Annotated in this window: 11 protein-coding genes; 4 read left to right on the forward strand and 7 right to left on the reverse strand. The window is 61.5% G+C overall.

The window, feature by feature from the left end; genetic code table 11:
• Both ACODSJ_RS22215 and ACODSJ_RS22220 read left to right on the forward strand, forming a co-directional pair.
• Window positions 1-2,079 carry a carboxy terminal-processing peptidase gene (locus tag ACODSJ_RS22215; protein ID WP_489103798.1) on the forward strand — a complete coding sequence of 693 codons (2,079 nt, stop codon included), beginning with the start codon at window positions 1-3 and terminating at the stop codon, window positions 2,077-2,079.
• Between the two features lie 118 nt (window positions 2,080-2,197).
• Window positions 2,198-3,976 (forward strand): bifunctional diguanylate cyclase/phosphodiesterase, encoded by a 1,779-nt coding sequence (locus tag ACODSJ_RS22220; protein WP_489103787.1) that lies wholly within the window; start codon window positions 2,198-2,200, stop codon window positions 3,974-3,976.
• Between the two features lie 93 nt (window positions 3,977-4,069).
• Here the strand turns inward: ACODSJ_RS22220 and ACODSJ_RS22225 are convergent, their stop codons facing one another.
• The 7 genes from ACODSJ_RS22225 to bamJ all read right to left on the reverse strand — a co-directional run bounded on the left by ACODSJ_RS22225 (window position 4,070) and on the right by bamJ (window position 12,245).
• Complete coding sequence (locus ACODSJ_RS22225; RefSeq protein ID WP_489103788.1) at window positions 4,070-4,495, reverse strand: hypothetical protein; 426 nt, start codon at window positions 4,493-4,495, stop codon at window positions 4,070-4,072.
• A gap of 4 nt (window positions 4,496-4,499) precedes the next feature.
• Window positions 4,500-9,383, reverse strand: coding sequence for an RHS repeat-associated core domain-containing protein (locus tag ACODSJ_RS22230; RefSeq protein WP_489103789.1), 4,884 nt, complete (start codon window positions 9,381-9,383; stop codon window positions 4,500-4,502).
• Window positions 9,384-9,556: 173 nt separating this feature from the next.
• The gene (locus ACODSJ_RS22235) at window positions 9,557-9,958 is read right to left on the reverse strand and encodes an SEL1-like repeat protein (RefSeq protein ID WP_489103790.1); all 402 of its coding nucleotides are present in this window, start codon (window positions 9,956-9,958) and stop codon (window positions 9,557-9,559) included.
• Between the two features lies 1 nt (window position 9,959).
• Window positions 9,960-10,331: a hypothetical protein gene (locus ACODSJ_RS22240; protein WP_489103791.1), complete on the reverse strand. Its 372-nt coding sequence runs from the start codon at window positions 10,329-10,331 to the stop codon at window positions 9,960-9,962.
• Window positions 10,328-10,669, reverse strand: coding sequence for a helix-turn-helix domain-containing protein (locus ACODSJ_RS22245; protein WP_489103792.1), 342 nt, complete (start codon window positions 10,667-10,669; stop codon window positions 10,328-10,330). The genes ACODSJ_RS22240 and ACODSJ_RS22245 overlap by 4 nt, the downstream gene beginning before the upstream one ends.
• Before the next feature lie 114 nt (window positions 10,670-10,783).
• A complete protein-coding gene (locus ACODSJ_RS22250) occupies window positions 10,784-11,239 on the reverse strand; it encodes a YkvA family protein (protein ID WP_489103793.1) in 456 nt (151 codons plus the stop codon).
• 292 nt (window positions 11,240-11,531) lie between these two features.
• The gene (gene bamJ, locus ACODSJ_RS22255; RefSeq protein ID WP_489103794.1) at window positions 11,532-12,245 is read right to left on the reverse strand and encodes a BamJ family beta-barrel-assembly machinery protein; all 714 of its coding nucleotides are present in this window, start codon (window positions 12,243-12,245) and stop codon (window positions 11,532-11,534) included.
• A gap of 269 nt (window positions 12,246-12,514) precedes the next feature.
• On the opposite strand from bamJ, the gene ACODSJ_RS22260 reads away from it, so the two are divergent.
• Both ACODSJ_RS22260 and ACODSJ_RS22265 read left to right on the forward strand, forming a co-directional pair.
• A complete protein-coding gene (locus ACODSJ_RS22260; RefSeq protein ID WP_489103795.1) occupies window positions 12,515-14,320 on the forward strand; it encodes a di-heme-cytochrome C peroxidase in 1,806 nt (601 codons plus the stop codon).
• Between the two features lie 31 nt (window positions 14,321-14,351).
• Complete coding sequence (locus ACODSJ_RS22265) at window positions 14,352-15,488, forward strand: catalase family protein (protein ID WP_489103796.1); 1,137 nt, start codon at window positions 14,352-14,354, stop codon at window positions 15,486-15,488.
• Window positions 15,489-15,629 lie beyond the last annotated feature (141 nt).

The raw sequence follows: 15,629 nt of genomic DNA on the forward strand, positions 1-15,629 counted from the left end.
ATGAAGCACTTGTTCCCCAGCACCGCCCTCGCGCTTGTCATTGGCCTTGGCCTGTTGCCCCTGTCGAGCGAAACGTTCGCAGCCAACAGCTGGGACAAGCTTCAGCCCGATCGTGACGAGGTGATCGCCAGCCTTAACGTCGTCGAGTTGCTCAAGCGTCACCACTACAGCAAGCCACCGCTCGACGATGCTCGTTCGGTCATCATCTACGACAGCTACCTGAAGCTGCTCGATCCATCGCGCAGTTATTTCCTGGCCAGCGACATCGCCGAATTCGACAAGTGGAAAACCCAGTTCGACGACTTCCTCAAGAGCGGCGACCTGAACGCCGGGTTCGTCATCTACAAGCGCTACCTGGACCGCGTGAAAGCGCGCCTGGACTACGCCATCGCCGAGCTGAACAAGGGCGTCGACAAAATCGACTTCAATACCAAGGAAACCCTGCTGGTCGACCGCAAGGACGCCCCTTGGCTCAAAAGCACCGCCGAACTCGACGACCTGTGGCGCAAGCGCGTCAAGGACGAAGTGCTGCGCATGAAGATCGCCGGCAAGGAACCCAAGCAGATCCAGGACACCCTGACCAAGCGCTACAAGAACCAGTTGGCTCGCCTGGACCAGACCCGCGCCGAAGATATTTTCCAGGCGTACATCAACACCTTCGCCATGTCCTACGACCCGCACACCAATTATCTGTCGCCGGATAACGCGGAAAACTTCGACATCAACATGAGCCTCTCCCTGGAAGGTATCGGCGCGGTCCTGCAGAGCGACAACGACCAGGTGAAGATCGTGCGCCTGGTACCGGCAGGCCCGGCGGACAAGACCAAGCAGGTCGGTCCGGCCGACAAGATCATCGGCGTCGCCCAGGGCAACAAGGAAATGGTCGACGTGGTCGGCTGGCGCCTGGACGAAGTGGTCAAGCTGATCCGCGGTCCGAAGGGCTCGGTGGTGCGCCTGGAGGTCATTCCGTCCAGCAATGCGCCGAATGACCAGACCAGCAAGATCGTGTCCATCACCCGCGAAGCGGTGAAACTGGAAGAACAGGCCGCGAAGAAATCGGTCCTCAACCTCAAGCAGGATGGCAAGGACTACAAGCTCGGCATCATCGAGATCCCGGCCTTCTACCTGGACTTCAAGGCGTTCCGCGCTGGCGATCCGGATTACAAGAGCACGACGCGCGACGTCAAGAAGCTGCTGACCGAACTGCAAAAGGAAAACGTCGACGGCGTCGTCATCGACCTGCGCAACAACGGCGGCGGCTCCCTGCAGGAAGCCACCGAACTGACCAGCCTGTTCATCGACAAGGGCCCGACCGTACTGGTGCGTAATGCCGATGGCCGGGTCGATGTGCTGGAAGACGAAAACCCGGGCGCGTTCTACAAAGGCCCGATGGCCTTGCTGGTCAATCGCCTGTCCGCTTCGGCCTCGGAGATTTTCGCCGGCGCCATGCAGGACTATCACCGCGCACTGATCATCGGCGGCCAGACCTTCGGCAAAGGCACCGTGCAGACCATCCAACCGCTCAACCATGGCGAGCTGAAACTGACCCTGGCCAAGTTCTACCGGGTTTCCGGCCAGAGCACCCAGCACCAGGGCGTACTGCCTGACATCGATTACCCGTCGATCATCGACACCAAGGAAATCGGCGAAAGCGCACTGCCCGAAGCCATGCCGTGGGACACCATTCGCCCGGCAATCAAGCCGGCCGTGGACCCGTTCAAGCCGTTCCTGACCCAGCTCAAGTCCGAGCACGACACCCGCACCGCCCAGGACGCGGAGTTCGTGTTCATCCGCGACAAGCTTGCCCTGGCGCAGAAGCTGATGACGGAAAAAACCGTCACCCTCAATGAAGCCGACCGTCGCGCGCAGCATGCCGACATCGAAGCCAAGCAACTGGCCATGGAAAACCTGCGTCGCAAGGCCAAGGGCGAAGAGCCGCTCAAGGAACTGAAGAAAGAGGACGAGGACCTGATCACCGAACCGGAAAAGACCAAGCCGGAAGACGACGCCTACCTGAGCGAGACCGGGCGGATCCTGTTGGACTACCTGAAACTCAACACGGCGATCGCCAAGCACTGAGATGATGGCCATTTAATGGTGACTCTCGTCGGAGTGTCATCAAACTGACATCAGTCTGTCGTGAAATACAGGACTGGGTGCCCCGCACCCGGTCCTTTTTTTATCGCCAGAGATTGCCATGACCACGACAGAACAGCTGAGCGCATTGAGTTCAATCCTGGCTCAGAGCGGTTTACACAGCCTGTTCCAGCCGATCATCTGCCTCTCCGAACGACGCATCGTCGGCTACGAAGCCCTCACGCGCGGCCCGTCCAACAGCCCGCTGCACTCGCCCATCGCCCTGCTCAGCGTGGCACGCCAGGCCGGTCGCCTCAGTGAACTGGAACTGGCCTGCCGCCGCAGCGCCTGCCAACGTTTCAACGAGCAAAAACTGCCGGGCAAGCTGTTCCTCAACGTCTCGCCCGAATCCTTGCTGGAATCGGCGCACCAGACCGGACGCACGTTGCAGTTGTTGCAGGATTTCGGCATACCACCCAGCCAGGTGGTGATCGAGTTGACCGAACAAACCCCGATCGATGATTTCCAGCTCCTGCAAAACGCCCTGCATCACTATCGGGCCATGGGCTTCTCCATCGCCCTGGATGATCTGGGCGCCGGCTATTCAAGCCTGCGGCTGTGGTCCGAATTGCGCCCCGATTACGTGAAAATCGACCGCCATTTCATCGATGGCATTCACCAGGACGCGCTCAAGCGCGAATTCGTCGGCTCGATCCTGAAAATCGCCCGCACCTCCCGCGCCCAGGTGATTGCGGAAGGCATCGAACTGCCGGAAGAACTGGCGGTATTGATGGAAATGGGCGTCGACCTGGTCCAGGGTTACCTGCTCGCCCGCCCCCAGGAGCAGCCGTCGCAAGACGCCAGGGCCCTGATGCCCCGCCAGGACAGCGGCCCGGTGTCGCTGAACGAGGAAGTCAACGACCTCAGCGCACTGCTCAACGAGCAACCGGCCGTAGCCCACGACACGCCAACCGCCACCGTGCTGGAAGCGTTCCGGCGCCAGGCCAACCTCAACTCCCTGGCCGTGCTGGACAACCTGGGCCAACCCTGCGGCATCGTCCATCGCCATTCCCTGTCGGACGCCTTGCTCAAGCCCTTTGCCACTGACCTGTTCGCGCGCAAACCCATCAGCCGCCTGATGAGCGATGACTTCCTGGCGGTGGAATTGAACCAGTCGCTGCAGCAAGTCAGCCGCCTGATTACCAGCCGCGCCCGGCAACGCATCGAAGAAGACTTCATCATTACCCTCAATGGCAGCTACCTGGGCCTGGGCCGGGTGATCGACGTGCTCAAGCTCATCACCGAACTGAAAATCCAACAGGCCCGCTACGCCAACCCCCTGACCCTGCTGCCGGGCAACGTCCCGATCCAGCAGTGCCTCACCCGGCTGCTGCAACAACGCCAGGAATCGGTGATCTGCTACGTCGACATCGACAGCTTCAAGCCTTTCAACGATATCTACGGCTACGGTCGCGGCGACGAAGTCCTGCTGTGCCTGGCCCAATGCCTGAACGAACGCATCGACCCCAGCCGCGACTTCGTGGGCCACATCGGCGGTGACGACTTCCTGCTCGTCCTCGGCCCGGAAGACTGGCGCAAGCGCCTGGATCAGTTGCTGAGCGACTTCCAGACCCACTGCCGCCGCTTCTACCGCCCTGAACACCTGGAAGCCGGCTGCTTCACCGCCCTGAACCGACAAGGCGTCCGACAGGAATTTGCGTTGTTGTCACTGTCCATCGGCGTGGTGCGTCTTCGCTCGGACGCATGCGGAGAACTGGATGCGAGCCAACTGGCGGAACTGGCTTCACAGGCCAAGCATCATGCCAAGGAAATTGTGGGGGGGAGTTTGTATTTGATTGATAGTTGGGCTGGGCAGGTGCCTGTTGTGGAGTTGGTATGAGGGGCCGCTCAACCAACTGCGTGGCGAGGGAGCTTGCTCCCGCTGGGCTGCGCAGCAGCCCCCTGGACAGCGCCTCGGTGTAAAAATCGAGCACTACAAAACCTGTACATCATTACCATCTGAATCATCTAAAGACCGCATCCAACGCGCATAATAATTTTCTTGCTCGCTTATGTCGGCGGTTAAATCCTGATCCTCATAATCAAATATATTGACGACATCATCGTCATCTGTGGGCTTGCCCCAGCGAAGCTCATAGGCAACTATTCCGCCAGCCATTTGCGAGGACATTCGCGAAGGGTGCACATTAATTTTTGCCCCCTTACATAGAAATCTCACATTTGAAAAATCCTTCCTAGCCATTCCAAGACATAAATAAATATCAGCCGCAGCGTAATTCTTAACTGTTCCATCCGGCATCGTCACCCTCATAGACAGTGTCTTTCTTTCATACTCAAAGACGGCATTACCAATCCTACCACCCGCCTCCGCTTCAACTGCCACCTCTCTAATCGTCACTTAGTCACCTATCAAAATTTGGTATGGAATGACCGACATATGATCCATCAGCATGAACTGGTGTCGCACCTACAATATCCCTCTTATCAATTCCTCCCGGAACCGCTATTTCCATTTCCCTTCTATGCGGCGATAGCAGCCCCAGCTTTTTATTGACATCAATACCAGGTACATTTTTCAGCACGTACACATACCCAGCCCCGGTACCATAGCCTGTTGCAAACTTTACAGCCTCCGTCGGCGAAGTGGTTGTACTCACATAAATGCTCGGTGGACTTCGATTATCTTTAGCATGCAAAAACAAATCCGTACTGAATCCTAAAGGCTCGAAACCGGCATCAAAAATTTCCCACGGTTCTCTTGAATCACCTCGATAGGTATATGTTGGTTTTGGCTTGGCTTTAGGAAGGTCAGCCGCCCCCTCATCCACCCCAACCTTAGCAGCCGGATCCTCCCCCCCAACCGCCGGCTTGCACCCACCCTTCCCCGGACAATCCACCAACCCCAACGGATCCACCCACCCCGTCGGGTTCAGCGTGTACCTGTACCCATTCAACCCACCCGCCAGTTTGCTCGGGTCAGGCGTCAAGTACCGGCCAGTCTCCGGATTGTAGTAGCGGTGCCGGTTGTAATGCAGGCCGCTTTCCGCGTCGAAGTACTGGCCTTGGAAACGCAGCGGTTGGTCGAGTTGTTCGCCGCCGTCGTGTTGGACGTCGAGGAGTTTGCCGTAGCCGGTGTAGCGCGCCGACCAGACGATGTCGCCGCGGTAGCTGGTCAGTTCCTGGGGCGTGCCGAGGTGGTCGAGGTGGTAGTAGAACGGGCAGGCCTTGAGCGGGCCTTCGCCGTCGAGCATTGCCAGGGGGCGGAAGGTGCCGGGTTCGTAGAGGTAGCTGCGGTAATGCCGGGGGCCGCTTTCGGCGATGACTTGTTCGCCTTGCCAGATGAACTCGGTGGTCTGGCCGTCGACGGTCTTGCTGATGCGTCGGCCGAAGGCGTCGTAGCGGTAGGACGCTTCGCGGCCGTCCGGGGTGGTGACGCCGATCAGGCGGTGCTGGCTGTCGTAGCGGTATTCGGTGACGAGGCACTGGGCCTTGCCACGGCGTTCGCGGATCAGGTTGCCGTAGGCGTCGTAGTCGTAGTGGCGGTCGCCCTCCATCGTCAGGCGGTTGCCCTTGAGGGTGGTGGGGCCGGGACGGTCCATCAGCAAGAGGTTGCCGGCCGGGTCGTGGGCGAAGTGTTCCGGCTCGGCCTGGAAAGGGTCGATGCGGATCAGTCGGTCGAGCGGGTCGTACTGGTAGTTGCGCCGGCCCCGGCGGTTGTCGGTGAGGGTCGCGAGGTTGCCGTTGGCGCTGTAGCGGTAGTCGCGCCAGATCATCTGCACCGGTTGCAGTGGTTGCTCGGCCTGTTGTGATTGCTGTTGCCAGACGGTCTGGGCCTTGAGGCGGCCCTGTTCGTCGTAGGCGTATTCGCTGAGCAGCCGGCCTTGCTGGCGCTGGCGTTCGCGAGTGCCGTCAAAGCGGTGCTCGGTGAGACAGCTGCCGTTGAGGTCGATGCGGTGTAACCGGCCACCACGCTGGTGGTGGTAGTCGAGGGTACTGTTGTCCGGCAGGCGCAGGTGATTGAGCTGGCCGCAGGCGTCGTAGCCATAGCCCAGGCTGGCCCAGCCCTGGTGCTCGCTGACCAGCCGGTCCTGGGCGTCGTATTCGAAAGCCAGCGGCCAGTGGCCGTCGTCGACACTGATCAGGCGGCCGAGGGCGTCGTAGCGGTAGTGAACCTGGGCACCGTCGGGCAAGGTTTTGCGCAGCAGGCGTCCGGCGCTGTCGCGCTGGTAAGCCGTGACCCGCTGGCTGCCATCGCTGCCGAACTCGGTTTTCTCCAGCAACTGGCCGTTGAGGTCGTAGGCGTAGGCGCTGCGTTGGCCGTCGAAGCCGGTTTCCTGGCGGATCAGGCCGTTGGGGTGGTAGTCGAGGCGGTAGTGCTCGCCGGATTCGTTTTCGATGTCGGTGAGCAACAGGCGCGCCGAGTCGTAGCGATATTTCAGCTCACTGCCGTCGGCGTTGAGGCGGCGACTGACCAGGTGCAGGTCGTCGGCGTATTCGTAGCGGGTGGTGCGCCCCTGCTCGTCGCGCTCGGCGGTGACCTTGCCGTAGGCGTTGTAGGTCCAGGCGCGGGTCGCCCCCGTGGGCAAGGTCAGCTGCAACAAGCGGCCGACGGCGTCCCATTGATACTGGGTGAGGGCCCCGTGTTCGTCCTCGCGGCTGAGCAAACGTCCCTGGACGTCGTAGGAAAAACGCCGGCGCCGGCCGTCCGGCAGGGTTTCTTCGGTCAACTGGCCGAGGCGATTCCAGGCCAGATGATGGAAACCGCCGTCGGGATGGCTGATGACCAGGGGAAGGCCACGGTCATCGTATTTGTAGAAGGTGCTGTGGCCGTTGGGGTCGGTGTGTTGGGTGATGTCGCCCTGGGTGTTGCGGTGGTACTTCCAGCTGGCCTTGCCGCGTGAACGAGCGCGTAGGAAGCCGTCGCGGTATTCGTAGGACGTGGGCTCGTCTTCCGGTGGAATCAGCGCCACAAGCCGTCCGGCTTCGTCGTAGCGGTATTCACTGACCGCCCCCAGCGGATCCTGTTCGGCGATCAACCGGCCCTGTTCGTCATAGGCCTTGAGGTGTTCGCCGCCATCGGGCTCGACCTTGCGCACCAACCGCGCGCGGTCGTCGTGGACATACACCTCCTGGCTGCCATCGACGTGCCGGACCGTGACGCTGCCGTCCGCGCTCCAGGTGTAGCGGCTGTCCACCTGGGCAAACGACGCCCAATGCCGTACACAGCGCACCGCCGGCCCGTCGCCCTGCCATTCCCAGAAGAAACTCGCGCCGCCGGCCAGTTGCCGCTGGACGATGACGTGGCGGTCGTCGTAGTCGTAGCGTTCGCTTTCCCCGGCGGCATTGGTCGCCTCGACCAGGCGAAAACGCGCGTCGTAGCGGTAGGACACCAGGGTCTGTTCGGTCCGCCAGGCTTCGTCCAGCGTCAAGGCCGGGTGAAAGCTCTGGTAGTCGATGGCGATCAGGTGGCGCTGCTCATAGCGCAAGCGCAGGGCGCGCCCGGCACCGTTGTCCAGGCGACTGATGTCGCCATGGATGTTGCGCTGGATCGTCAGGCGGTTGTCATACCGATCGCTGAGAGTGCTCAGACAACCGTCGCGAAAGTGTAGGAAAGGCGCACCTTCGCCGGGCTGGGCGATGATCAGTTCATCCGCCTCGCCCCCCAGGTAGATCGCGGCACGGGCCAGACTGTTGTGGATCGCCGGGCGTTGGACGGTGGGCAACGGAAAGGTCGTGCAACGGTTTTCCTGGTCGATCCAGACGACCTGCTCGCCCTCAAGCCGCAAGTGGTGGGCCAAGGCATGGCTCCAGCCGCGCCCGAGCCCCACGTCCAACTCCGCCGCACTGGTGCGATACAGGCGGGTAAAGACAAAGGGCAGGCAGCCATCGAGCGTGCCGTCTTCCAGCGTCAGCAGTTCTTCGCCAGTGACCATCGACACCGGGCAGCCGCTGGTCTGGGTCTGGGCGGCCGTATCGGCGCTGTCGCCGTTGGGGTTTTTCGATTGGGCCGGGGCGTCGTCCTGGGGTTCGTGTCGGCTCAACCGGGTTGAACCCTGGGATTTTTCCCGCGCCACGGCCGCCGGGTTGCTGATGGACAGCGGCGGCGCCTGATCACGAGTGATGTTCAGCGGTCCGACGGGCACCGGCCCCACCGATGCGCGCTGGCCGCCGGCCACCAGGGGTTTGAGCGTATCGGCATGCGACTCGAACCAGCCGCCGCTGCGCTGGCCCAACCGCTGGCTCGAAGCCTGCAACCACACCCGGGCTCGCTCGGAGCCGATCAGGCCCAGCGCTTTGCCGCTGATCCGCAGGCCTGGGCCCAGCGCGCCAGTCAAGCGCACCAACAGGAAGTTGATCAGCACCGCGGCGCGCATCTGCCCCATCATCTCGGCCACGTACTGCGGTGGCACCATCCGCAGCCAACTGGCGAACGCCGCCACGTGTACGAAGAGCAAGGGCTCGTCGCTCAACACCATCAACGCCTTGGCGATGGCCTCGGACGATGCTTGGAGCAACTGTTCCAGTTCGACCTCGGTCAGGTATTGCAGGAGCTTTTCGCTGTTGGCCTGCAGGTCCGCCAGTAGCTGGAAAACCTGTTTGACGTCATCCCAGAGCTGATTCAGGGCGTTTTCAAAACCGCGCCAATCGGCCTGCCGCAGCAAGCCGTAGCGCTCGCGAAACCCGGCGTCGGAAAAGTCCACCCACAAGGGTTGAAATTCGCTTTCCCACTCGGCCTTGAGCCACGCTTCCAGCTCACCGATCACGCCCTGGTAAGAGGCATACAACGCCTTGACGTGCTCGGTGGTGACATGGGGAAAGAAGGTGATGCGGTAACGCTGCCCGCGCCAGCACTCGGGTACTTCCAGGATGCCGCTGGGGCCGATGACATGGTGAACCGGCTCACCAAAGGTCTCCTGCCCCGGCTCGCCGGCGATGACCGGTTCGAGCATGACCGGGGTGTCGCCGATCGGCACGAAGCGCGCCGCCTGGAACAGGTGCACCAGCGTCAGCGGCCCCTCGGCCGGGCATGCCGCCACCACTGCGCTGACGGGTTTGATCTGTTTGCGCGGCGCCACCAGCGACACGTCGTTGCCGACCTTGAACACCTGCTCCACGTCCAGCGCGCCCAGGTTCCAGAAGCGTTCGACCCAGGCGTCGTAGTCGTTCAGGCAGTTGCGAAAATCCGCCAGCACCGCCTCGACGTCCGGGTGCTCGGGGTCCATGGTCGCCATCACCAGCAAGCCGATGGTGTTGTGCAACGCCAGGAGTTTGTCGGGGGCTTGCATGCAGGAATCTCGCGGTGCGGGGACGGACGCGAGACTGTGCCGAGGGCGGCTTGGGAAATAAGTCAGGAAAAGAAGCGCAGGACGTAGGGCAATTCGCTAAATGCGGCCTGCGGGGAAAACAGACGATTCAGGCAAGAGCAAGACCGGACGTTGCGAACGGTCTCTGGATCAGGCTACAGGCCATGGCCCTCAAGTGATTTGAGGCGGGCTTCGGCCAGCGGATGCCCGGCCTGCGCCGCCAAGCCCCACCAACGGGCCGCTTCGGCTGGGTCCGGGGCCTTGCTGGCGGTACCGGCCAGGCTGATCACCCCTACCTGATAGGCCGCCTTGCCGTCGCCAGCCAGGGCCGCCAGCCGCAGCAGGCGAATGCCTTCCTCTCGGGCGCCCAGCCCTTGGCCGCGAAAGGTCAGGATGTGCCCGTAGAAACTCTGGGCCCCCACGTCCCCCAAGTTTGCCATGCGGGCAAACTGGCCCTCCATCCAGGCCCAGCCACGGGGCTGTCGGACGAACCACGACCAATGAAACAATCTGCGCGCCAGCCAATAGCCGGCCCGTGCCTTGAGACGCCAGAGCATTTCAGGCCTCCGCCGATTCGGGGTACTCGTATTCGAACACCCGGACCACTTCCGAAGCATGCCAGGAGGCCGCGGCCACCCCGTCGGAAGGCCCGGAAAACCGCCCCAGGCGCTCGACGCACTCGAAGAAACCGGTACGCGGCAACCGACTGGCGCCCTGGCTGATCACCAACGAACTGCGCAGCGGCTGCTCCGCCCGGGCATCCAGCGCCGCCAGGTATTCCAGGGCTGCCGTCAGGGTCTGCATGGCCGGGCTGGGTAGCTGCAAGCGCTCCAGCAAGGCGCGGTAGGTCAATAAATGGCGCTGGCGACGCGCCTGGTCCAACTCACCCAACAACCCATCCCAATGCTGCCGACTGATGCGTACGCTCACGACTCATCCCTCCAACCCGGCACCGTCAACTCCCAGGCCAGACAGCGCCGAATCGCGGCATCGGGCTGACGCTCGCCGCTTTCGATCAAGGCCAGATAAGACGGGCTTATACCTACCGTGCGGGCCAACGCCTCGATGGCGATACCCTTCCCTTCGCGCAAACTGCGTAATTGATCCAGACCCGGAAGAACCTGGTCGGGGGCCGTCGCGTGACGGGCTGGCGCCTCGTGCGACGGTGCTTGATCGAGGCCTGCGGCCTTCAACAACGATTGGTACTGCTTCCACGGCAAAACCGCGTATTCGGGCTCTCCGTCGCGTGTAATTATTTGAATATCCATGTCTACCCCGTAGGACAAAAACACTTAGCGACTCAGTCTTTTTCCTTGGAAGTGTAATCCTAATAGCGGCCAAGGTCGCGGGGCGATGAAATCTTGGGGGCAAGTGAGCCGGGATCAGCTCTTTTTTTGCCCCTGGAGCAGGAGCTGTTCCGGGGTATCGGGGAGTCTTTCGACCTGAGCGAGTTTCTCGGGGGATTGCCGATAACGCCAGGCGCGGAAGGCTTCGAGCTCATCGTCGAGGGTTTTCATCACCCACGCCAACACGGCGATGTCATCCAACATGCCGAACACCGGCAGCAGGTCCGGAATCGCATCCAGGGGGCTGAGGAAATACATGAGCCCCGCCACCACCGAAATCATCGACTTGGCACTGACAGCCCGATACTCACCCCGCCAGTAAGCCAAGCACAAGGCCTGCAACAAGCGCAGATCCTCCTTGAGCTTGCCCAACCGGCCCCCTTCCCTGGCGCTTTTACTGGCGACGGCAAACAACAATGTCGGCAACCTGCCACGGGCCAGCAGACGCCCTGCCAACGGCAGAAATCGCGCGAAATTCCACGGAGCCTTCATTTTTTCTCCCGCCGAAATGTTATCCACACAAATTGTGGATAACCTTGTGAACAGAGCTGCATTTCACCGCTGAAGCCCCCGTTTCACAAGGGCCCGGCTTAGATCGGGCGTTTTTTACTCACATAAAAAAACCCAATATTTCATTGACTTGACCGGCCGGTTGCGCCTAGCACAACGCCTGTACTGCCTATGACTGCCGGCGCCGTCAGGTGTTCGATTTTATGGCACTCATCAGGGTCCGGATGCAACAACGCCCCGCATAAGCGAGGCGTTGTCGTGACTGCAGACGCGATTACTTCGCGGCGTCTTCTTTTGTCGGATCCTTGATCGCCAGCAGCTCCAGGTCGAACACCAGGACCGAGTTGGCCGGGATTGCCGGGCTCGGGCTCTGGGCGCCGTAGGCCAGGTCGCTCGGGATGTACAGCTTGTACTTCTCGCCGACGTGCATCAGTTGCAGGCCTTCGACCCAACCCGGAATCACGCCGCTGACCGGCAGGTCGATCGGGCTGCCACGCTCAACGGAGCTGTCGAACACAGTGCCGTTGGTCAGCTTGCCGGTGTAGTGGACAGTCACCACGTCGGTCGGCTTGGGCTGTGGACCGTCAGCCTTCTTGACCACTTCGTACTGCAGGCCGGAAGCGGTGGTGGTCACGCCGGCTTTCTTGCCGTTTTCCTCGAGGAATTTCTTGCCGGCAGCGGCCGACTCTTCGCTCATCTTGGCCATGCGCTCTTCGGCACGCTTTTGCAGTGCGGCAAAGGCTTCGACCAGCTCTTCGTCTTTCAGCTTCTGTTCTTTCTTGCCGACGGCATCTTCGATGCCCTGGGCAACCGCTTTGGAGTCCAGGTCATCCATACCTTCCTGAGCCAGGCTCTTGCCCATGTTCAGGCCAATACCGTAGGAAGCTTTCTGCGCCGGGGTTTTCAGCTCTACGCTGGTCTGCGAATCGCAACCCGCGAGTACCAGGCCAACCAGGGCCACCGCCGCCGCCAACCGATGCTGTTTCATGCTATTTCCTTGTTCATGCGCCTAAAGGGCAATCGAGTAAAGCCGCGAGCTTATCAGGCGGCCACGACCAATGGCTACCGGCATGTGAGCCACAAACCGGGGATAAGTTCAGGTACGCAAACGCTTTTTAATCCTTGGGCAGATGAAGCATCTGTCATCCATTACGTACAGGGACAATTTGCCGCCCCCGAGAACCGGCAAATAATGGCCACTTGCCCGCCACGCGATGCTGAGGCATAAGGGCGTATTCAAAAAACAAGGACGTAACCGTGCGCCTCCTCTCTCGCATCCTATTGCTGCTTCTCGTGCTGCTACTCGTCGCCGTGGCCGTTGTGCTGTATTACATCGCCAATCCGCGCTTGCCGTTCTACAGCCCCGTCGAACAGGTGCATTACCTGGATCAATGGAGCGCCGCCGAGCGCCAGACGTATTACTTCACGCCCCAGGGTACCCAGGTCAAAGGCTTGCGCTACGACTGGTTCACGGCCCTGGAACTGCCTTTCTCGCAACAGCGCTTCGCCTCACCGGAATACCTGGCGCGCTTCGGTTTCCTGGTCGACCCGGCGCAAAAAGCGACGCCAGACAACCCCGGCAACCTACCGGTAGGCTTCGCCCGGCACCAGAACCCGGGCAGCACCGACGAGTTCCTCGACATCACCTGTGCGGCGTGTCACACCGGGGAACTGCGCTTCAAGGGCCAGGCGATACGGATCGATGGCGGCTCGGCCCAGCATGTCTTGCCTTCAAGTGTTCCTACATTGCGTGGTGGCAGTTTCGGACAGGCATTGGTCGCCAGTCTTGCGTCTACCTACTACAACCCCTGGAAATTCGAACGCTTCGCCCGCCAGGTGCTGGGCAAGGACTACGACACCCGCCACGAGGCACTGCGCGAGGCATTCAAGACATCCCTTGATACATTTTTGCGGGTGGCCTGGAACGACACCCATCGCGGCCTCTACCCCACCGAAGAAGGTCCGGGACGCACCGACGCCTTTGGCCGCATAGCCAATGCCAGCTTCGGCGACGCCATTTCCCCGAACAACTACAGGGTGGCGAACGCGCCGGTGGATTACCCGCAGTTGTGGGAAATATGGACATTCGACTGGGTGCAATGGAACGGCTCCGCCCAGCAGCCGATGGCCCGTAACGTCGGTGAAGCGCTGGGCGTCGGCGCCACGCTGAACTTCTTCGACACCCAAGGCAAACCGTTGCAGGGCGATGCGCGCTATCCCTCCAGTGTGCGGGTCCGGGACCTGAACAAGATCGAGGAGACCCTGCAACTGCTCAAGCCTCCGGTGTGGCTGGAAGCGTTGCTGGGCGCGATCGACAAACCTCTGGCTGCCAAGGGCCGTGCGCTGTTCGCCGAGAACTGCGCCGGTTGCCACGTACCCAAAGTGATCCAGGGGCCCGACAGACCGGTCCAGCAGTTGCACATGCTGCCGGTGAACGTCATCGGCACCGACCCCGGCACCGCCAACAACATCGCCGACCACCGTTTCGACCTGACCAGCCTGCAGTGGGATCCGGCGGAACTGGCGAAGCTGGATGTACAACTGCACCCAACCCCGACGGAACCGCTGGACCTGAGCCAGCTGTCGGTCGCCAAAGGCCTGGCCTACGTCACCGCGTTCGTCGAAAACCGCGCGTACCGCGACGCTGGGGTGACCCCGGCCGAGCGCCCGGCCCTGGATGGTTTCGGCCTGCCCATCGGCGTGCGCGAACTGCGTGCCTACAAGGCCCGTCCGCTGGCGGGCGTCTGGGCCACGCCACCGTTCCTGCACAACGGCTCGGTGCCGACGATCTATCAACTGCTGTCCCCGCAGGATGAGCGCGCGACCACGTTCTATAAAGGCAGCTTCGAATACGATCCCAAGCACCTGGGGTATCGCACCGAAGCCTTCACCAACGGTTTTCTCTTCGACACCCGGATCACCGGCAACCATAACAGCGGCCATGAATTCCGCGCCGGTGAACGGGGCAATGGCGTGATCGGTCGCCTGCTGCAACCACAGGAGCGCTGGGCCTTGCTGGAGTACCTGAAGGTGCTGGGCAGCCCGCTGGAGTCGCAACTGTAATGATGACCCCTACAGGTAAAAGGATGTTTGCATGTTGATCACGCTCTGGCTGCGCCTCGGTGCCTTTCTGGGCAAGACGCTCCTGTGGCTGCTAGGCCTCGGACTGCTTGGCTGGGCCCTCTCCACGGCCTGGTTTGCCTGGCAGCACAAGGGGCCGGTCCCGGACAAGGAGCAGGTCGCACCCGGCGAAGCCGCGATGACCCAGGACATCATCCAGACCGCGATCCGCATCGTCGACCAGCACCGCGAAGGCACGCGCTACCTGCGCGACGCCCATGCCAAGGCGCACGGTTGCGTCATGGCCGAGGTCCAGGTGCCGAACGATTTGCCAACGCCGCTGCGCCAAGGCGTGTTCGCCGAACCGGGCAAGACTTGGCAGGCAACGATGCGCCTGTCCAACGGCAACGCCTATCCACAATTCGATAGCCTGCGCGATGCACGGGGGATGGCGATCAAGCTGCTGAGCGTACCGGGCAAGCAACTGCTTGCTGAACGGCAATCACAGGGCGAGCAGGATTTCGTGATGTTCAATCATCCGAACTTCTTCGTCAGTGATGTCGCCGAATATCGTCAGAATGTGGCGGCACAGGCCGATGGAAAAAAGGTGATGGCGTTCTTTCCAAGCCTGGACCCGCGCAGTTGGCAGATCCGTCACTTGTTCGTGGCCCTGGCGACGCTCTCACCGCCGCCGGCCAGCCCGACCCAGACCACATATTTTTCGGTATCGCCCTACAAGTTCGGCGAAGCCAACGCCAAGTTTCGCGTCGCGCCGGACCCGGACAGTTGCCCACCCTACACCCTGCCCGCGCAAAACCAGGACCTGCCGAATTTTCTGCGCAGCGCCCTGAGCCAGCAGTTATCCACCGACCGGGTGCCGGCGTGTTTTGTCTTGCAGGTGCAGCGCCAGGATCCGGCCAAGTTCATGCCGATCGAAGACACCAGTATCGAATGGCAGGAAAGTGACGCGCCGTTCGAGACCGTAGCCCGAATCAAGGTGCCAGCCCAGGACTTCGACACACCCAAGCTGAACCTGGCTTGCGACAACCAGTCGTTCAACCCGTGGTTCGGCATCGAGGCGCATCGCCCCATTGGCGGCATCAATCGCTTGCGTAAGGCGGTGTATGAGGCGGTCAGCGATTATCGTCATAGTCGCAATGCCGAGCAGTAGCAGGTGCGCAAATGCCAGACAGCAAAAAGCCCGCTCAATGAGCGGGCTTTTTGTAGGTACCTGGCGTTCAGTGTTCCAGGTGACCGAATATGGCGCAGCGGACGGGACTCGAACCCGCGACCCCCGGCGTGACAGGCCGGT

The organism is Pseudomonas sp. FG6, from assembly GCF_057809015.1.